The sequence below is a fragment of the Streptococcus oralis genome, assembly GCF_026782125.1.
Lineage (GTDB): Bacteria > Bacillota > Bacilli > Lactobacillales > Streptococcaceae > Streptococcus > Streptococcus oralis_CE.
In genome coordinates, this window is sequence record NZ_JAKUVY010000001.1 from 301,295 (window position 1) to 320,722 (window position 19,428).

The following is a 19,428-nucleotide window of genomic DNA, read 5'->3' on the forward strand; positions in this document are numbered from 1 at the left end:
TTCTTACTATCTGATGGATTTTTAAGGCTTTTTTATGGTATAATAAAACGATATAACTCGTTTTTGAAAAGAAGAGGAGAGACATGAGTGATTTGAAAGCGATTCAGGCTCGTAGTCTGGAAATGGCTGAATATTTCGTCGCATTTTGTAAAGAACATGATTTATTGTGCTATCTCTGTGGTGGAGGAGCTATTGGTGCCCTTCGTAACAAGGGCTTTATTCCTTGGGATGATGACCTAGACTTTTTCATGCCTCGCAAGGACTATGAAAAATTAGTTGAACTATGGCCTCGTTATGCAGATGAGCGTTATTTCTTGTCAAAGAGTAACAAAGATTTTGTAGACCGTAACCTTTTTATTACCATTCGAGACAAGGAAACAACTTGTATTAAGCCTTATCAAAAGGATTTGGATTTGCCACACGGTTTGGCTTTGGATGTTTTGCCTTTAGATTATTATCCGAAAAATCCAGCTGAGCGTAAGAAACAGGTTCGTTGGGCCTTGATTTATTCACTCTTTTGCGCCCAAACTATTCCAGAAAAGCATGGTGCCATCATGAAATGGGGAAGTCGCATCTTACTCGGCCTGACTCCAAAATCTCTACGTTATCGCATTTGGAAAAAAGCTGAAAAAGAAATGACCAAGTATGGTCTGGCTGAGAGCGATGGAATCACGGAATTATGCTCAGGTCCCGGCTACATGCGAAACAAGTACCCAATCGCATCCTTTGAAGACAATCTTTTCTTGCCATTTGAAGGAACTGAGATGCCCATCCCAGTCGGCTATGATGCCTATCTCAGTACTGCTTTTGGGGACTATATGACACCACCACCAGCGGACAAGCAAGTACCGCATCATGATGCTATTATAGCAGACATGAACAAGAGCTACACAGAGTACAAGGGAGAATATGGAGCATGATGGGAGAAAAAATAAGCGTTATCGTTCCGGTCTACAATGTAGAAGCCTATCTGGAGAAGTGTGTAGAATCCATTTTGAAACAGACCTATACCAACTTGGAAATTCTTCTTGTCAATGATGGTTCGACGGATAATAGTGGAGAACTGTGTGATCAATTAGCTCAAAGAGATCAACGGATTCGTGTCATTCACAAGGAAAACGGTGGCTTGTCTGATGCTCGAAATAGAGGGATTGAAGAGGCAAGTTCTGATTTGATCGGTTTTATCGATAGTGATGATTACATTGACGAAGATATGTATGAGACCCTTTACCGTCAAATGCTAGAATCCAATGCTGATCTTTCTATGTGTGGACATTATGATGTCTATCAGCAAATTCCAGAAAAGCAAGTTGCAGTGATTCAGACCTGGGAATTAAGTCCCCAAGAAGCCATTAAAATGGTCATGGAAGCTAAGATTCTCTCGGTCACAGCTGTCAACAAACTTTATAAAAAAGAACTCTTTGAACACCTACGATTTGAAATTGGCAAAATAGCAGAAGATGCCTTTATTATGATTGCCTTGATTCATCACTGTCGCAAGGTTGTTGCAACAAATGAAAAAAAATACTACTATGTTCACCGTGAAAATAGTATCACGACTCAAAAATTCTCCTTGAAATTTTTAAACGTTATTGAGGCTTATGAGCAAAACGCAAATATTATCAGAGAGAATTATCCTGAACTAGCAGATGTTGCAACCATGCGTTTAAACTGGGCTTACTTCTATGTATTGGATAGGCTCTTGGTTGATGCAGATTTCAAGGATAGGGTCTTAGAAGACCGTTTGATTGCCTATCTAAAGAAAAATACAAAGAACATTCTTTTAGATAGCCGTTTTACAAGAGCAAGAAAAGTGAGCTTTTTAGCTTTGTGCCTGAGTCGAAAATTGTATACGAAAATCTTGCTTGCACAAACTAAGAGTTAGGAGAAACAATGATTTCATTTATTGAAAAAAACTATTTTAAAATCAATCTGCTATTTTTATCAGTTATATCTTTTTACTGTATGGCAGGATTGATTGTCCCACTTCAGGCCATTTCGGCCAATAAATTTGTCACTCTTGGCATGACCCTCATGGGTGTTTTATTGGGACTTTATAATTTCTTTATCAAAAAAGCCTATCTGACTGTCAGAAAAATTGAGTATTTGATTCTCTTTTTTATAATGAATATCCTGACCGCGGTCTTAGTTATAAAGTATGGATTTTCAACAAACATAAAGAACTTAGTCGTCTTTTTTATCTATTTCTTCGCACTCTATCCTGCCTTTCAGTCTTTCACTGTGAAAAAAGCACGTGCCCTCTTTGATGTCTTCTTCTCAGTTATCACTGTTGCAAATACTATAGGTGTGCTTGTATCAATTTGGCAATTCTTCATGTTGCAGGGCTACCGCGTATTTGATTACAAGGGCTTATTGATCCGCCAAGGATTTGTAGAGTCTCGTCTATTTGGAATCCTAGCCAGTCCCAACTATCTCTCTATTATTTCTCTGATGGTGGTTATTTACTTGTGGATGCGCTTGTCACTCTACAATACAGTCCTTAAAACTCTGGCTATCTCATCAATTCTGCTAAATTTTGCTTATATTGTACTGTCAGGTTCAAGGACAACCTATATCTGTTTGGTAGTCGTTGCTTTCTTTTATGCTTTAATGACGGCTAACTGGACTAAAAAAACTAAGTCACTTCTTACTGTTCTAGTAACTGTAGGCCTGGTATTTGTCTGTTATAATGGTATCAAATATAGTAGCGATATATACTTGAAAGCTCACTCAACTCAAATCCAAAAGAACCAAGAAAATGGACAAAATGGAGACAACAATCTTTCTCTTGAGAGAACTGACACAAGTGAAGAGAATATCTCAAATAACCGTTTTGCCATTTGGCAGTCAACAGCTTCCTTTATCCCTAGACGTCCTCTGTTTGGATATTCAGGTGGAAATTGGTATGAGTTAGGTAAAGAATATGATGCTTCAGCCTATATCATCAAACAACATTATCTTACTCACAACGGCTACCTTGAGTTGTTATTCTATGATGGTATCACAGGTTTTATCCCTATGGCTATCTTTATGCTTTCCTTCATCATTTCAAGTCTTAAGAAATATAAAAAAGACCTTCAAGAAGGTCGCCACAATCATGAATTGATCACCATTCTGTTGATGACTGTTGTTATTCTCATTTCTAACTTGTTCTTGAGTTCAACCTTCTATGGAATTTCACTACAGGGTTGTATCTTGTTTGTGATTTCAGGTTACTATTTCTCTGTTCTCTATAAAAAAAGAGACGGCTATAGAAAACTAGATGAAGCAGAGATCAAAGAAGTTGAACTAGGTGTCATGGATTACATCCACAACCTTTGTCAAAAAGAGAACATCAACTATTCACTGGCTTATGGAACCTTGCTGGGAGCAGTAAGACACAAGGGCTACATTCCTTGGGATGACGATATTGATATCTCCTTGAAACGCGATGAATACGATAAATTGTATCAAGCTATTTTGCAAGATAATGACCCTGTCTACAAAGTGGTTTCTTGGGAAAATGATGCACGTTATCCTTACCCATTTTACCGAGTCTATGATGCGCGAACTGTCTATGATAACAACTATATCGAAAATGATATTGATTTAGGAATTTGTGTGGATGTTTTCCCATTTGACTATTATGCTGATGTTAACAAGGACATGGTAAAACTAGATACTTACCGTCGTTTATCAGTCTATACCCTTTATGGCATCCATAATAAGAATGCGAAACTCAAGAATATCATCAGATATCTACTTGTCCTTGTATTTCGTCTGACTCGTGTCAAAACATGGAATCAAAAGATGAACAACCTATCTATGCAAGAAAAAGATGGAGACTTCATTGACTACCTTATGGAGAACAAAAGAGTTTCTACGAAGTTTGACAAGTCCTTCTTGGATACGACGATTGACAGTCCATTTGAAGATAGAGTTTACAAAATTCCTGAGGCCTATCAGCCAATCCTTTCTGCCATCTACGGAGATGACTTTATGGAAATTCCTCCTCTAGAAAAACGAGTGAAGCATGATGACTTCCTCGCTTATATAAAGGAGGGATAGAAGGTGTTACAATGGTTAAAAAGAAGTTTAGCCAGTCTCTTAGGAGATAAGAAAGACCTGGTTAAAAACCTACCTATTATCAAAAATTTAAATCAAAAAGCCAATATCGACTTGGATTCAAAGAGAAGCAATTTGCTCAAAGAAAACTTTGAAGATATTCTAAAGGCCATCTACCAATCGAATCTGAAATCCTATGATATCTGGTTAGATTTTGGAACTTTACTTGGTTTCTACAGAGAAAATGATTTGATTCCGCATGATTTAGATATGGACTTTGGGATTATTATCCCAGACTATGAAGCCTTTTTGAGGGATGAGAAAGTTCTTTTGGAGAAAGGCTTCGTTAGAACCAAAGAGTTCTACTACGATGAAAAATTAGTCGAATTGTCCTATAGTTACAAGGGACTCAATGTTGATTTTATTGTCTATGATAAAAAGGAAGATACGATTTCCTCAGATACTATTTTCTACATGACAAATGCCTTGGGAAATCCTACAAGATATGAAGTCTACCACTACGAATTGCCCTTTACAGCACTAACTGAATGCAGTTTTAAAGAGATTCTAGTAAAAGTTCCAGAAAATACAAGAGAATACATCAGTCACTTGTATGGGGAGGATTTTGAAATCCCTAATACCCATTACAACTGGAAAGAAAATCCGATTTACAAACAAAAAGATCCTAATTTGGCTAAAGTAATTTTGAAAAAGTAAACTTCGAAATACAAGAAAAGAGGGGATGGTGAAGTTCTTCCTTGTTAACTCTAGTCCCTACTCTAGTGTGACAATCAGACTTCTCTTTTCCTCTTTTTGTCTTATAGTGACGGAAAGAGGCTAGAAAAGTTGCTACTAGGATGAATTCTCATCCTAGCTTCCGCTACCAAAGAAAGAAGTGGTTTATATGAAAAAGAAACAGATAAAAGAAATCCTTGTATTTATTTCCCTAGTCTTGTTGCTCGTCTCTGGACTCTTGATACCCGCAGTTCAGGCAGATGCTTCAAGCAATCGAATCCATTTTATCAATACCAAAGGGATATCAGGAAGTGATGCCATTATTCTAGAAAGTAATGGTCATTATGCCTTGATTGATATGGGTGAAGACTATGATTTTCCAGATGGGGAAGACCCTCGCTATCCCAGTCGTGTAGGAGTTAGTAGACAGAACGATTATGTATTAGAAGATCGTCTCTTCCGTCACATGAAACACCTTGGGATACAAAAGTTAGATTTTATTCTAGGAACTCATGTCCATAGTGACCATATTGGATCTGCGGATGAAGTTCTTAAACGTTATCCTGTAGACAGATTTTATCTAAAGAGATACTCAGATGAGCGCATCACATCAAAATGGCGATTGTGGGACAATCTTTTTAATTATGACAATGCTGTCAAGACAGCTCTAGAGCGTGGCGTAACTCTTGTGCAAGACATCACTGAGAAGGAAAGTCACTTCACTTTAGGTGACATGGATATTCAGCTATATAACTATAAAAACGAATATGACAGTGATGGTAAACTCAAGAGAGTTTATGATGATAATTCCAATTCGATTGTAGCAGTGGTTACTGTAGCGGGTAAAAAGATTTATCTCGGTGGTGACTTGGATAATGCTGAGGGGGCAGAGGATAAGTTAGGTCCTGAAATTGGTAAAGTGGATATGATGAAATGGAACCATCATTATGATGCCCACATTTCAAATACGATTCCTTTCTTAGACTCCCTATCTCCAAGTATGGTGGTACACACATCCGCAGCAGAAGCCAATCTTGCTACAACTAGAGACTATCTTAAGAAACATGGGATTGAGGTAGTACATGCTTCTAGCCAGACCAAGGATGCAACAGTCTTTACAATTAGCAGAAATGGTTTTACAAATGTGTCCGATACTCTACCTAATATTCCTACAGTTAGTGAAAGATGGTATAAAGAAGATGGTTACTGGAAGTATCGCTTGTCTGATGATCAGATGGCAATCGGTTGGCGAAAAATAGAAGGTATTTACTATTTCTTTAATGGCCAAGGACAAATGCAGGCAGGTAGATGGCTTCATTTGAACGACTCTCGTGAAAAACCTGATGGTAACTGGTATTATTTGAACAACAATGGACAAATGCAAGATACTGGTTGGTTTAAACACGATGGTACTTGGTATTATATTGCTTCAAGTGGAGCAAGGAGCTATAGTCAGTTAGTTGAAATTGATGGGCAAAAATATCTATTTGACAAAGATGGTAAGATGCTGACTGGCCATCAGATCTATAATGGTAAGAAGATGGTCTTTGCTAGTAGTGGTGCCCTACAGTCGGAGGGCAAAGCATCATCTTGGCAAAAGATTGCCTCAAATTGGTACTATTATGATGAGAATAGTATTCTAACTGTTGGTAAAAAAGACATCAAGGGTACAACTTATTACTTTGACAAAGATGGTATCATGCAAACTGGCTGGGAGTTGGTAGATGGTAAATGGAACTACTTTGCGAATTCAGGCGCCATGCAAACTGGCTGGGTCAAGGACAAAGACATTTGGTTCTACCTTGATAAAGACGGCAATATGCTAACTGGAAATCAAGAAATCAATGGTTCTCGTTACTATTTCAAGGCAAGTGGTGCCATGCAAACTGGTTGGCAATGGCAGGACAAGGGTTGGCAGTATTATACTAGCTCTGGTGCCATGAAGACAGGCTGGTTAAAATCGGGCGAATCATGGTATTATCTGGATCCAGAAACTGGTATCATGGCAGTCGGATCGCAAGAAATTAATGGAAAGAACTATTTCTTCAAGTCTTCAGGAATCATGCAAGTTGGTTGGCAGTGGGTAAATGATAGTTGGCATTATTATGCCACTTCAGGAGCTCTGCAAACAGGCTGGCTTAAAGATGGGGACACTTGGTATTATCTGGATGCTCAGAAAGGAACCATGTTGGTCGGTCTCCATGCAGTAAATGGTGAACAGTACTACTTTAGCACTTCCGGTGCCATGCAGACAGGTTGGAAGTGGATTGATGGTCAGTATCGATATTTCCAAGCAAGTGGCGCCATGAAGACTGGCTGGATCAAAGATCAAGGCAAGTGGTATTATCTTGAAAAAGAAAGTGGAACCATGTTGGTCGGTCTTCATACGGTGAATGCTCAGACCTACTATTTTGGTCCAAACGGAGCTATGCAAACTGGTTGGAAACAACTTGATGGTAATTGGTACTATTTCCAACCTGATGGTTCTTTGTTGAAGAACGCAACAACACCTGATGGTTACAAAGTAAACGAAGAAGGAATCTGGAAACAGGCTGTTGCTACTGTAAATAGCGAGGCAGTCAAGCCAGAACAGAAACAAGAAGCTAATTCCTCTATTGTTGAACAACCTAAACAAGATTCAAATCTAGAAGCCAACGCTTCTGAAAAGAAAGAAAAAGAATAAAGAAGAAATCCCCTACTGGCAACTAATTTATCAGTAGGGGATTTTTTAATTTCGTTTTAATTTAGCAAGTATTAAGTTCAGTGCATAGTGGAGTGTCTTGTCTTTGGTGATAAAGAGGGTCAAGAGGTAATAGATACCACAAGCTGCAACAGTCGAGAGAACCATGAGAATCATGTTGAAGTTGACTGTATAAGAGTTGATTTGGAAAAGGAATTTAAACGCAAAATAGATCGGGATGAATCCAAGGGATACAATAGTGTAACGTGTCAGAGTAGCAAAGATTTCTTTCAAATCAATCAGTTGGTGTTTCTGGATAAAGCGAATTTCTAGGAGAACGACGATAGTCTCTGCAAGAATAGTTGTAGCGATATAGTACTCAGGTGCAAAAATATTATTGAAATACAAGATGCTATTTAATAGTATATTGGCGCCACCACCAAGAAAGTAAAAGGCAGTCAAACGATTTTCGTGGTCATTGATAAAGATAATTTGTTTACCAAGGATCAACTCAATGGCCCAGATGATGGTACGGAAGGCGAAGACACTAGTCACAATACCAGCTTCGAGGTATTTTTCAGAAGAGTAGATAACTGCTGCGTAGTTTCCTAATACTATAATCCCAATACTAGTTGGAATGATGAGGAAGTAAAAGAGAGCAGCTCCTTGATTCAGAAGATTTTTATAAGAATCGTAGTCTTTCTTACCGAGATAGTAGCCGAGTCGTGGAATGCTGACATTGATAGCTCCACTTAAGACACTGGCAATCAACATAACGATGCTAGAAGCAATAGTGTAATAAGAAATGTAGTTTTCATCTGGTCCCTTGGTGATAAACATTCTATCAAGCAAGGTATAGAGCATGTTAGCGTTCGCTAAGAGTAGCATGGTCAAGAGTGGTTTAGATGCTTTGACTAATTCAACAAGACCGATCTTAACAAAGGAAACTTCTCTCTTAATCCAAAGAAAACTGAGCAGGTAGTTGAAGATAGTGGTTGCTGTCATAACGATAGCATAAGGAACGATATCATCTGCCGTTTTAACAAAGGTGAAGATAGCGACCAGCATGGCAATCCGGATGATCAATGTCTTATAGAGGATGAAGGCATAATTCTCATAAGCCTCGTTCATCCATTCGATATTGAGAAATTGGAAGAGTGCTTGGGCCCCTAGGATGTAGTAGAGGACTTTCAGATTCTCAATGCTGGTGTCAAAGAAGATAATGAGGAAGTAGATACCTGTCGTCAGGAGAGAGGTGAAAACCGAGATATAAAACAACTTAGAAAAGACGTAGTTGATTTTATTCTTGTCATCCTTGACCTTACTAATAGCTCGAATCCCGTAGTTGTATATTCCAAAGGCAGCTAGTGGAATAACGAAACTTGCCCAGGTATTGGCTGTATTGAAATAACCGTAATTGGATTTGCTGAGAATCCGCGTCAGATAAGGATTGGTTATCAGTGGAAAAACGATATTGAGAATATTGACCAGCAAGCTGGCCAAGGCATTTACTTTTATATTTTTCATTGAACTTTCTTTCTTAAATCTAAAATCATATCTAGTATTATATCACATTCTCGCTTCATTCTTTTGATAAAATCGTAAAAATCTAGTATAATAGATAGACTGAAAGTATGAGGTTACTAGATATGAAGATGAAACAAATCAGTGATACAACACTAAAAATCACGATGACTTTAGATGATTTGATGGACCGAGGAATGGAGATTGCAGACTTTCTCGTTCCTCAGGAAAAAACCGAAGAGTTTTTCTATGCTATTTTAGATGAGTTAGAGATGCCAGACAATTTCTTGGATAGTGGCATGCTGAGTTTCCGCGTGACGCCAAAACCTGATAAGGTCGACGTCTTTGTGACCAAGTCCAAGATTGACCAAAATTTGGATTTTGAAGATTTGGCGGATCTACCAGACATGGAAGAATTAGCCCAAATGTCGCCGGATGAATTTCTCAAAACCTTGGAAAAGAGCATTGCAGATAAGACCAAGGACGATATTGAGGCCATCCAATCTCTAGAGCAAGTCGAAGCAAAGGAAGAAGAGCAAGAGCAGGCAGACAAGGAGACTGAGAGTAAGAAAGAACCTTATATCTACTATATCCTGCGCTTTGTAGGCCTTGCTGACTTAGTTGCTTTTGCAAAGACGGTTAACTACCAGATGGAAACCTCTGAACTCTATAAGATGAATGGACACTATTATTTGACAATCTTAGTTGATGTGGAAAATCATCCAAATCCATATCCAGCCTGGCTCTTGGCTCGTATGCGTGAGTTTGCAGACGACAGTGACATCAGTCGTTCAGTCTTGCAAGAGTATGGGCAAATCTTGATCAATCACGATGCAGTTCTCGGTCTGCAAAAGATTCGTTCATAATTTTTAAAATCAATTTTCATTTATCAAGAAAGACGAATCAGGGGATTCGTTTTTTCTTTACTAGACTGAAATAGTGATTTACTATAATAGGAATTTTCACAAAATTCTGTTATAATGGCTATATCAGAAAATTTCTAGGAGACAAACATGACAGTTAAAATTGCTTTACTTGGATTTGGTACCGTGGCAAGCGGTGTGCCTTTCCTCCTAAAGGAAAATGGAGAAAAAATCATCCAGTCAGCTCATTCCGAGATTGAAGTAGCCAAGGTATTGGTCAAGGATGAAGATGAAAAGAACCGCTTGCTTTCAGCAGGAAATGACTTTAACTTTGTAACCAATGTAGATGATATTTTGTCAGATCAAGACATTACAATCGTAGTGGAATTGATGGGGCGTATCGAACCAGCTAAGACCTTTATCACTCGTGCCTTAGAAGCTGGGAAACACGTTGTTACTGCTAACAAGGACCTTTTGGCTGTTCATGGTGCAGAATTGTTAGAAATCGCTAAAGAGCATAATGTAGCACTTTACTACGAAGCAGCTGTTGCTGGTGGGATTCCAATTCTTCGCACTCTAGCAAATTCATTGGCTTCTGATAAAATCACGCGCGTTCTTGGTGTCGTTAACGGAACTTCCAACTTCATGATGACCAAGATGGTGGAAGAAGGCTGGTCTTACGATGATGCTCTGGCTGAAGCACAAAGACTTGGTTTTGCAGAAAGCGATCCTACAAATGACGTGGATGGGATTGACGCAGCCTACAAGATGGTGATTTTGAGCCAGTTTGCTTTTGGGATGAAGGTTGCTTTTGACGATGTAGCCCACAAGGGAATCCGCAACATCACACCAGAAGACGTAGCTGTAGCCCAAGACCTTGGCTATGTAGTGAAATTGGTTGGTTCTATTGAGGAAACTCCTTCAGGTATTGCTGCAGAAGTGACTCCAACTTTCCTTCCTAAAGCACACCCACTTGCCAGTGTGAATGGGGTAATGAACGCAGTCTTTGTGGAGTCTATCGGCATCGGTGAATCGATGTACTACGGACCAGGTGCGGGTCAAAAACCAACTGCAACAAGTGTTGTAGCAGATATTGTCCGTATCGTTCGTCGCTTGAATGATGGTACTATTGGTAAAGACTTCAACGAATATAGCCGTGAATTGGTCTTGGCTAATCCAGAAGATGTCAAAGCTAATTACTACTTCTCAATCTTGGCTCCAGACTCAAAAGGTCAGGTTTTGAAACTTGCTGAAATCTTTAATGCTCAAGATATTTCCTTCAAGCAAATCCTCCAAGATGGCAAAGAGGGTGACAAGGCGCGTGTAGTGATTATCACTCATAAGATTAATAAAGCACAACTTGAGAATGTTTCAGCAGAGTTGGCCAAAGCTTCAGAATTTGACCTCTTGAATACCTTCAAGGTGTTAGGAGAATAGGATGAAGATTATTGTACCTGCAACCAGTGCCAATATCGGGCCAGGTTTTGATTCGGTCGGTGTAGCTGTAACCAAGTATCTTCAAATTGAGGTTTGTGAAGAACGGGATGAGTGGTTGATTGAACACCAGATTGGCAAATGGATTCCACATGACGAGCGTAATCTCTTGCTCAAGATTGCCTTGCAAATTGCGCCTGACTTGCAACCAAGACGCTTGAAAATGACCAGCGATGTTCCCTTGGCGCGTGGTTTGGGTTCTTCTAGCTCTGTTATAGTTGCTGGGATTGAACTGGCCAACCAGCTGGGCAAGCTCAACTTATCTAACCACGATAAATTGCAACTGGCGACCAAGATTGAAGGGCATCCTGACAATGTGGCACCAGCTATCTATGGAAATCTTGTTGTTGCGAGTTCCGTTGAAGGTCACGTTTCAGCAATCGTGGCTGACTTCCCCGAGTGTGATTTTTTAGCTTATATTCCCAACTATGAATTGCGCACTCGAGACAGCCGTGGTGTCCTTCCTAAGAAATTGTCCTACAAGGAAGCTGTTGCGGCCAGTTCTATCGCCAATGTGGCCGTTGCAGCCTTGTTGGCAGGAGACATGGTGACAGCTGGGCAAGCAATCGAGGGGGACCTCTTCCATGAACGCTATCGTCAGGACCTAGTGAGAGAATTTGCGACGATTAAGCAAGTAGCCAAAGAGAATGGTGCCTATGCAACCTACCTCTCCGGTGCTGGACCGACAGTGATGGTCTTGGCTTCTCACGACAAGATGCCGGCGATTAAGGCAGAATTGCAAAAGCAGTCTTTCAAAGGCAAACTTCATGATTTGAAAGTTGACACCCAAGGTGTCCGTGTCAAAACAAAGTAAAGAAATAGAAGATAGGATGGGGAAACTCTTGACCAGAGGACTTCCTGTCCTTTTTTTGAAAAGAAGTTTATACTCAATGAAAATCAAAGAGCAAACTAGGAAGCTAGCCGCAGGTTGCTCAAAACATGGTTTTGAGGTTGTAGATGAAACTGACGAAGTCACTAACCATACCTACGGTAAGATGACGCTGACGTGGTTTGAAGAGATTTTCGAAGAGTATTGGTTAAAAACTTGATAAAGGAGAAATAAAGATGGCAGAAATTTATCTAGCAGGTGGTTGTTTTTGGGGCCTAGAGGAGTATTTTTCCCGAATTTCGGGAGTGCTAGCTACCAGTGTCGGCTACGCTAATGGGCAAGTCGAAACGACCAATTACCAGCTGCTCAAGGAAACAGACCATGCAGAAACGGTTCAAGTAATTTATGATGAGAAAGCTGTGTCACTCAGAGAGATTTTGCTTTATTATTTCCGTGTTATTGATCCAGTGTCTATTAACCAGCAGGGGAATGACTGTGGTCGCCAATATCGAACGGGAATCTATTATCAGGATGAAGCAGACTTGCCAGCTATCTACACAGTGGTGCAGGAGCAGGAGCGCATGCTGGGTCGAAAGATTGCAGTAGAGGTGGAGAAACTTCGCCACTACATATTAGCAGAAGACTACCATCAAGACTATCTCAAGAAAAATCCTTCAGGTTATTGTCATATCGATGTGACCGATGCTGAGAAGCCATTGATTGATGCCTCAAACTATGAAAAGCCTAGTCAAGAGGTGTTAAAGGAAAGCTTAACTGAAGAGTCTTATCGTGTTACGCAAGAAGCTGCTACAGAGGCTCCATTTAGTAATGCTTATGACCAAACTTTTGAAGAGGGGATTTATGTAGACATCACGACAGGGGAGCCACTCTTTTTTGCTAAGGATAAGTTTGCCTCAGGTTGTGGTTGGCCAAGTTTTAGTCGTCCGATTTCTAAGGAATTAATTCACTATTACAAGGATTTGAGCCATGGAATGGAGCGAATCGAGGTTCGTTCTCGGTCAGGAAATGCTCACTTGGGTCATGTCTTTACAGATGGACCTCAGGAGTTAGGTGGGCTCCGTTACTGTATCAATTCGGCTTCCTTGCGTTTTGTAGCCAAGGATGAGATGGAAAAAGCAGGATATGGCTATTTATTGCCATACTTAAACAAATAAAACAGAGAGGGTGAGCGCTTCCCACTTTCTTCATTTCCAGAATAAGAATAGAAGGGATCTATGAAACACTTACTATCTTACTTCAAACCCTACATCAAAGAGTCGATTCTAGCACCCTTGTTCAAGTTACTTGAAGCTGTTTTTGAGCTCTTGGTTCCCATGGTGATTGCTGGGATTGTTGACCAGTCCTTGCCCCAGAGAGATCAAGGGCATCTATTGATGCAGATTGGCCTGCTCCTTATCTTTGCAGTAATTGGTGTTTTAGTGGCTTTGATAGCCCAGTTTTACTCAGCTAAGGCTGCGGTGGATTTTGCCAAGGAATTGACAAACGACCTCTATCGTCATATTCTTTCTTTGCCCAAGGACAGCAGAGACCGTTTGACAACTTCTAGCTTGGTGACTCGCTTGACTTCGGATACTTACCAGATTCAGACTGGTATCAATCAATTCCTGCGCCTCTTTTTGAGAGCGCCTATTATCGTTTTTGGAGCCATTTTTATGGCCTATAGAATCTCAGCTGAGCTGACTTTCTGGTTCTTAGTCATGGTTGTGATTTTGACAATCGTCATTGTCGGTCTCTCTCGACTGGTCAATCCTCTCTACAGCAGTCTGAGAAAGAAAACGGACCAACTGGTTCAGGAAACGCGCCAGCAATTACAAGGGATGCGGGTGATTTGTGCCTTTGGGCAAGAAAAACGAGAATTACTGATTTTTCAAACTCTTAACCAGGTTTATGCTAGATTGCAAGAAAAGACGGGTTTCTGGTCTAGTTTGTTAACACCTCTGACCTATCTGATTGTTAATGGAACTCTGCTTGTTATCATATGGCAGGGCTATATTTCTATACAAGGAGGTTTACTCAGTCAAGGTGCCTTGATTGCCCTTATCAACTATCTCTTACAGATTTTGGTGGAATTGGTCAAACTAGCTATGCTGATCAATTCTCTCAACCAGTCTTATATCTCAGCTAAGCGAATCGAGGAAGTTTTTGCTGAGGCTCCAGAAGATATCCATTCAGAATTAGAACAAAAGCAAGCTGCCATTAATCAGGTTTTACAAGTCCAAGAATTGACTTTTACCTATCCTGATGCGGCCCAGCCTTCTCTGAGAGACATTTCCTTTGATATGACTCAAGGGCAAATCCTTGGTATCATTGGGGGAACGGGTTCTGGTAAATCAAGTTTGGTGCAAGTCTTACTTGGTCTATATCCAGCAGATAAGGGAAGTATTAACCTTTATCGAGATGGACGTAGTCCTCTTAATTTGGAGCAGTGGAGGTCTTGGATTGCCTATGTGCCTCAAAAAGTCGAACTTTTTAAGGGAACTATTCGTTCCAACTTGACTCTAGGTTTCAATCAAGAAGTATCTGACCAGCAACTATGGCAAGCCTTGGAGATTGCGCAAGCTAAGGATTTTGTCAGTGAAAAGGAAGGACTTTTGGATGCCCTAGTTGAAGCAGGAGGTCGAAATTTTTCAGGTGGGCAAAAACAAAGGCTGTCTATTGCCAGAGCAGTCTTGCGACAAGCGCCATTTCTCATCCTAGATGATGCGACCTCAGCTCTCGACACCATCACAGAGTCCAAGCTCTTGAAATCTATTCGAGAAAATTTGCCAAACACGAGCTTAATCTTGATTTCTCAACGGACTTCGACGCTTCAGATGGCTGACCAGATTCTCCTTGTGGAAAAAGGTGAGTTACTAGCTGTTGGCAAGCACGATGACTTGATGAAGACTAGCCAAGTCTATCGGGAAATCAATGCATCCCAACATGGAAAGGAGGACTAGAATGAAGCGACAAACTGCAAACCAGACGCTCAAACGTTTAGCCGTAGATTTAGTAAGCCATCCTTTTCTCCTTTTCCTTGCCTTTCTAGGAACTATTGCCCAAGTTGCTTTATCGATCTACCTACCTATCTTGATTGGGCAGGTCATTGACCAGGTCCTGGTGGCTGGTTCATCACCAGTTTTTTGGCAGATTTTTCTCCAGATGATCTTGGTAGTCATAGGAAATACACTGGTACAATGGGCCAATCCTCTTCTTTATAATCGCCTAATCTTCTCTTATACTAAAGATTTACGAGAGCGAATCATTCATAAGCTCCATCGTTTACCGATTGCTTTTGTGGATCGGCAGGGCAGTGGAGAGATGGTCAGTCGTGTGACCACAGACATAGAACAGCTGGCAGCCGGCTTAACCATGATTTTTAACCAATTTTTCATTGGTGTTTTGATGATTTTGGTTAGTATTCTAGCAATGCTCCAAATTCATCTCCTCATGACCCTCTTGGTCTTGCTGTTGACGCCACTGTCCATGGTGATTTCACGCTTTATTGCCAAGAGATCTTATCACCTCTTCCAGAAGCAAACGGAGACAAGGGGGATTCAGACTCAGTTGATTGAAGAATCGCTTAGCCAGCAGACTATTATCCAGTCCTTCAATGCTCAAGGAGAGTTTATCCAAAGATTGCATGAGGCGAATGACAACTATGCAGGCTATTCTCAGTCAGCTATCTTTTATTCTTCAACGGTCAATCCTTCGACTCGCTTTGTCAATGCACTCATTTACGCCCTTCTAGCTGGAGTAGGAGCTTATCGTATCATGATGGGATCGACTTTGACCATTGGGCGTTTAGTGACTTTTTTGAATTATGTCCAACAGTACACCAAGCCTTTTAACGATATTTCTTCAGTTCTAGCCGAATTGCAAAGTGCTCTCGCTTGCGCAGAGCGCGTCTATGCTCTCTTAGAAAGTCCTGAGGTGTCTGAAACAGGTAAGGAAATCTTGACCAGTGACCAAGTCAAGGGAGCTATTTCCTTTAAACATGTTTCTTTTGGCTACCATCCTGAGAAGATCTTGATTAAGGACTTGTCTATCGATATCCCAGCTGGTAGCAAGGTAGCCATCGTTGGTCCGACAGGTGCTGGTAAGTCAACTCTCATCAATCTCCTCATGCGTTTTTATCCTATTAATTTAGGAGATATCTTGCTGGACGGTCGTTCCATTTACAACTATACCCGAGCGTCATTGAGACAGCAGTTTGGGATGGTGCTCCAAGAAACCTGGCTCAAGCAAGGGACTATTCATGACAATATTGCCTTTGGAAATCCTGAAGTCAGTCGGGAGCAGGTGATTGCTGCTGCAAAAGCAGCTAATGCAGACTTTTTCATCCAACAGTTGCCACAGGGATACGATACTAAGTTGGAAAATGCAGGAGAATCACTATCTGTCGGCCAAGCCCAGCTCATGACAATCGCCCGAGTCTTTCTAGCTATTCCAAAGATTCTTATCTTAGACGAGGCGACTTCCTCCATTGATACACGGACAGAGGTGCTAGTACAGGATGCCTTTGCCAAACTCATGAAGGGGCGCACAAGCTTTATCATTGCCCACCGTTTGTCGACCATTCAGGATGCGGATTTGATTCTTGTCTTGGTAGATGGTGATATTGTTGAGCATGGTAACCATCATGACCTCATGGCTAGAAAGGGCAAGTATTATCAAATGCAGAAAGCTGCAGCTTTTAGCTCTGAATAATCCTTTCTATTTTGAAATCTTATGGACAAAAAAAGTTGCCTTCGGGTGACTTTTTTGTTACAATAGCTAGAAAAAATCAGGGTCTTAGAAGGAGAAAACAATGAAAGTCTATCATCATGTAAATATCGTGACTTGTGACCAAGATTTCCATGTTTATTTGGATGGTATCTTAGCCGTTAAGGACTCTCAAATCGTCTATGTCGGCCAAGAGGAGCCAGATATTTTAGAGCAAGCTGAGCAGATTATAGACTATCAGGGGGCCTGGATCATGCCTGGTTTGGTCAATTGCCATACCCATTCTGCTATGACAGGTTTGCGAGGAATTCAGGATGACAGCAATCTCCACGAATGGCTTAATGACTATATCTGGCCTGCAGAAGCAGGATTTACGCCTGACATGACTACAAGAGCGGTCAAGCAGGCTCTGACAGAGATGCTCCAGTCAGGAACAACGACCTTCAACGATATGTATAATCCCAATGGTGTGGATATTGAGAGAATTTATCAGGCAGTCAAGGCATCTAAGATGCGTTGTTATTTCTCACCGACTCTCTTTTCTTCAGAGGCAGAAACAACTGCTGAGACCATAAGCAGAACACGTGCCATCATCGAGGAAATCTTAGGATATGAAAATCCAAATTTCAAGGTTATGGTAGCTCCACATTCTCCCTATAGCTGTAGTAAAGATTTACTAAAAGAAAGCTTAGAAATGGCGAAAGAACTGGACATTCCCATCCATATTCATGTGGCGGAGACCAAGGAGGAATCAGGAATTATCCTGAAACGATACGGCAAACGTCCCCTTGCCTTTCTAGAAGAACTGGGTTACTTAGATCATCCGTCGGTTTTTGCTCATGGGGTCGAACTAAACGAGCGAGAAGTTGAACGTTTGGCAACTTCTCATGTGGCTATCGCCCATAATCCTATCAGTAACCTCAAACTGGCTTCAGGAATCGCTCCAATCATCCAACTGCAAAAAGCAGGAGTAGCAGTCGGAATTGCGACTGACTCGGTTGCTTCCAATAACAATCTAGATATGTTTGAGGAAGGACGGACCGCAGCCCTCCTTCAGAAGATGAAAAGTGGAGATGCCAGCCAATTCCCTATCGAAACAGCCCTTAAGGAACTGACAATCGAAGGAGCTAAGGTTCTAGGAATGGAAAAGCAGATAGGAAGTCTGGAAGTCGGTAAGCAAGCAGATTTTCTGGTCATTCAACCAAAAGGGAAAATTCATCTCCAACCTCAGGAAAATATGCTCTCTCACCTGGTTTATGCAGTCAAAGCCAGTGATGTTGACGATGTTTATATCGCTGGAGAACAGGTGGTTAAGCAAGGCAAAGTTTTGACAGTAGAGATTTAAAAAAATTTAAAAAAAGTTTGCAAAAATCTTGCATTCTTTTTTTGTCTATGCTATACTTATATACGGTTTGAAAAAACTGCCTAAGACAGTAGGGGAGCTCGACTCATAAAGATCCTACCGAGGACAAAACGTATCATGTAAAAAGAAGCGTATTGTACTTTCGTGTCTAGGTTTGGGCGCGTTTTTCTTTTGGAAAAATTCCCCAAGCAAAATAATTACGGAGGTGAACACACTAATGAGTGAAGCAATTATTGCTAAAAAAGCGGAACTAGTTGACGTAGTAGCTGAAAAAATGAAAGCTGCTGCATCTATCGTCGTTGTAGACGCTCGTGGTTTGACAGTTGAGCAAGATACAGTTCTTCGTCGTGAGCTTCGTGGAAGCGAAGTTGAGTATAAAGTCATTAAAAACTCAATCTTGCGTCGTGCAGCTGAAAAAGCTGGTCTTGAAGATCTTGCATCAGTATTTGTTGGACCATCTGCAGTAGCATTTTCTAACGAAGATGTTATTGCACCAGCGAAAATCTTGAATGATTTTGCTAAAAACGCTGAAGCACTTGAAATCAAAGGTGGTGCAATCGAAGGCGCTGTCGCATCTAAAGAAGAAATCGTTGCTCTTGCAACTCTTCCAAACCGCGAAGGACTTCTTTCTATGCTCCTTTCTGTACTTCAAGCGCCAGTGCGCAACGTTGCTCTTGCAGTCAAAGCGGTTGCAGACAACAAAGAAGACGCAGCTTAATCTTAAGCTACGCAGCGTAGCTTAGCTACGAAAAAACTATTATAAAATTTAAAACTTATTTGGAGGAAATAACAATGGCATTGAACATTGAAAACATTATTGCTGAAATTAAAGAAGCTTCAATCCTTGAATTGAACGACCTTGTAAAAGCTATCGAAGAAGAATTTGGTGTAACTGCAGCTGCTCCTGTAGCTGTTGCTGCAGCTGGTGCTGCTGACGCTGGTGCTGCTAAAGACTCATTTGACGTTGAATTGACAGCTGCTGGTGACAAAAAAGTTGGCGTTATCAAAGTTGTACGTGAAATCACTGGTCTTGGACTTAAAGAAGCTAAAGAACTTGTTGACGGTGCACCAGCACTTGTTAAAGAAGGCGTTGCAACTGCAGAAGCTGAAGAAATCAAAGCTAAATTGGAAGAAGCTGGAGCTTCAGTTACTCTTAAATAATAGAGCAACT

The 19,428-nt window shown here is 40.8% G+C and carries 16 protein-coding genes and 1 other annotated feature; of the genes, 15 read left to right on the plus strand and 1 reads right to left on the minus strand.

Annotated features, from left to right (window positions below; translation table 11 throughout):
* The first annotated feature begins 83 nt into the window (after positions 1-83).
* The 5 genes from MK385_RS01425 (at position 84) to MK385_RS01445 (ending at position 7,462) form a co-directional block, all read left to right on the plus strand.
* Positions 84-920 carry a LicD family protein gene (locus tag MK385_RS01425; protein ID WP_268725080.1) on the plus strand — a complete coding sequence of 279 codons (837 nt, stop codon included), beginning with the start codon at positions 84-86 and terminating at the stop codon, positions 918-920.
* Positions 917-1,885 carry a glycosyltransferase family 2 protein gene (locus tag MK385_RS01430; protein WP_268725081.1) on the plus strand — a complete coding sequence of 323 codons (969 nt, stop codon included), beginning with the start codon at positions 917-919 and terminating at the stop codon, positions 1,883-1,885. Before MK385_RS01425 ends, MK385_RS01430 begins: the two co-directional genes overlap by 4 nt.
* Before the next feature lie 8 nt (positions 1,886-1,893).
* Positions 1,894-4,047, plus strand: coding sequence for a LicD family protein (locus tag MK385_RS01435; protein WP_268725082.1), 2,154 nt, complete (start codon positions 1,894-1,896; stop codon positions 4,045-4,047).
* A 3-nt stretch (positions 4,048-4,050) separates the two neighbouring features.
* Positions 4,051-4,761: a LicD family protein gene (locus tag MK385_RS01440; protein ID WP_268725083.1), complete on the plus strand. Its 711-nt coding sequence runs from the start codon at positions 4,051-4,053 to the stop codon at positions 4,759-4,761.
* Positions 4,762-4,948: 187 nt separating this feature from the next.
* Positions 4,949-7,462, plus strand: a complete 2,514-nt coding sequence (locus MK385_RS01445) for an MBL fold metallo-hydrolase (protein WP_268725084.1) — start codon at positions 4,949-4,951, stop codon at positions 7,460-7,462.
* Positions 7,463-7,507: 45 nt separating this feature from the next.
* Here MK385_RS01445 and MK385_RS01450 read toward each other — a convergent pair whose 3' ends face one another.
* A complete protein-coding gene (locus MK385_RS01450) occupies positions 7,508-8,986 on the minus strand; it encodes an oligosaccharide flippase family protein (protein ID WP_268725085.1) in 1,479 nt (492 codons plus the stop codon).
* 122 nt (positions 8,987-9,108) lie between these two features.
* On the opposite strand from MK385_RS01450, the gene mecA reads away from it, so the two are divergent.
* The 10 genes from mecA (at position 9,109) to rplL (ending at position 19,418) form a co-directional block, all read left to right on the plus strand.
* Complete coding sequence (mecA, locus tag MK385_RS01455; RefSeq protein WP_268725086.1) at positions 9,109-9,849, plus strand: adaptor protein MecA; 741 nt, start codon at positions 9,109-9,111, stop codon at positions 9,847-9,849.
* 147 nt (positions 9,850-9,996) lie between these two features.
* Positions 9,997-11,283: a homoserine dehydrogenase gene (locus tag MK385_RS01460; protein ID WP_268725087.1), complete on the plus strand. Its 1,287-nt coding sequence runs from the start codon at positions 9,997-9,999 to the stop codon at positions 11,281-11,283.
* Between the two features lies 1 nt (position 11,284).
* Positions 11,285-12,154 carry a homoserine kinase gene (thrB, locus tag MK385_RS01465; RefSeq protein ID WP_268725088.1) on the plus strand — a complete coding sequence of 290 codons (870 nt, stop codon included), beginning with the start codon at positions 11,285-11,287 and terminating at the stop codon, positions 12,152-12,154.
* A 76-nt stretch (positions 12,155-12,230) separates the two neighbouring features.
* On the plus strand, positions 12,231-12,389 hold the full coding sequence (locus tag MK385_RS01470; RefSeq protein ID WP_025170984.1) for a hypothetical protein: 159 nt from the start codon (positions 12,231-12,233) through the stop codon (positions 12,387-12,389).
* A 16-nt stretch (positions 12,390-12,405) separates the two neighbouring features.
* Positions 12,406-13,344, plus strand: coding sequence for a peptide-methionine (R)-S-oxide reductase MsrB (gene msrB, locus MK385_RS01475; protein WP_000818188.1), 939 nt, complete (start codon positions 12,406-12,408; stop codon positions 13,342-13,344).
* 60 nt (positions 13,345-13,404) lie between these two features.
* A complete protein-coding gene (locus MK385_RS01480; RefSeq protein WP_268725089.1) occupies positions 13,405-15,129 on the plus strand; it encodes an ABC transporter ATP-binding protein in 1,725 nt (574 codons plus the stop codon).
* A 1-nt stretch (position 15,130) separates the two neighbouring features.
* Entirely contained in the window at positions 15,131-16,879 is a 1,749-nt protein-coding gene (locus tag MK385_RS01485; RefSeq protein ID WP_268725090.1) for an ABC transporter ATP-binding protein, read from the plus strand.
* Positions 16,880-16,979: 100 nt separating this feature from the next.
* Positions 16,980-18,239, plus strand: coding sequence for a TRZ/ATZ family protein (locus MK385_RS01490; RefSeq protein ID WP_049479489.1), 1,260 nt, complete (start codon positions 16,980-16,982; stop codon positions 18,237-18,239).
* 61 nt (positions 18,240-18,300) lie between these two features.
* Positions 18,301-18,436, plus strand: a sequence feature (ribosomal protein L10 leader region).
* A 38-nt stretch (positions 18,437-18,474) separates the two neighbouring features.
* The gene (rplJ, locus tag MK385_RS01495) at positions 18,475-18,975 is read left to right on the plus strand and encodes a 50S ribosomal protein L10 (RefSeq protein WP_001287274.1); all 501 of its coding nucleotides are present in this window, start codon (positions 18,475-18,477) and stop codon (positions 18,973-18,975) included.
* Between the two features lie 74 nt (positions 18,976-19,049).
* Entirely contained in the window at positions 19,050-19,418 is a 369-nt protein-coding gene (rplL, locus tag MK385_RS01500) for a 50S ribosomal protein L7/L12 (RefSeq protein WP_001196963.1), read from the plus strand.
* Positions 19,419-19,428: the final 10 nt, after the last annotated feature.

Coding starts and splice junctions, on each gene's coding strand:
- MK385_RS01485 (WP_268725090.1), top strand. CDS start 15,131: ATGAAGCGACAAACTGCAAACCAGACGCTCAAACGTTTAGCCGTAGAT.
- MK385_RS01470 (WP_025170984.1), top strand. CDS start 12,231: ATGAAAATCAAAGAGCAAACTAGGAAGCTAGCCGCAGGTTGCTCAAAA.
- rplL (WP_001196963.1), top strand. CDS start 19,050: ATGGCATTGAACATTGAAAACATTATTGCTGAAATTAAAGAAGCTTCA.
- MK385_RS01435 (WP_268725082.1), top strand. CDS start 1,894: ATGATTTCATTTATTGAAAAAAACTATTTTAAAATCAATCTGCTATTT.
- MK385_RS01430 (WP_268725081.1), top strand. CDS start 917: ATGATGGGAGAAAAAATAAGCGTTATCGTTCCGGTCTACAATGTAGAA.
- MK385_RS01450 (WP_268725085.1), bottom strand. CDS start 8,986: ATGAAAAATATAAAAGTAAATGCCTTGGCCAGCTTGCTGGTCAATATT.
- rplJ (WP_001287274.1), top strand. CDS start 18,475: ATGAGTGAAGCAATTATTGCTAAAAAAGCGGAACTAGTTGACGTAGTA.
- MK385_RS01445 (WP_268725084.1), top strand. CDS start 4,949: ATGAAAAAGAAACAGATAAAAGAAATCCTTGTATTTATTTCCCTAGTC.
- thrB (WP_268725088.1), top strand. CDS start 11,285: ATGAAGATTATTGTACCTGCAACCAGTGCCAATATCGGGCCAGGTTTT.
- mecA (WP_268725086.1), top strand. CDS start 9,109: ATGAAGATGAAACAAATCAGTGATACAACACTAAAAATCACGATGACT.
- MK385_RS01480 (WP_268725089.1), top strand. CDS start 13,405: ATGAAACACTTACTATCTTACTTCAAACCCTACATCAAAGAGTCGATT.
- MK385_RS01425 (WP_268725080.1), top strand. CDS start 84: ATGAGTGATTTGAAAGCGATTCAGGCTCGTAGTCTGGAAATGGCTGAA.
- MK385_RS01460 (WP_268725087.1), top strand. CDS start 9,997: ATGACAGTTAAAATTGCTTTACTTGGATTTGGTACCGTGGCAAGCGGT.
- MK385_RS01490 (WP_049479489.1), top strand. CDS start 16,980: ATGAAAGTCTATCATCATGTAAATATCGTGACTTGTGACCAAGATTTC.
- msrB (WP_000818188.1), top strand. CDS start 12,406: ATGGCAGAAATTTATCTAGCAGGTGGTTGTTTTTGGGGCCTAGAGGAG.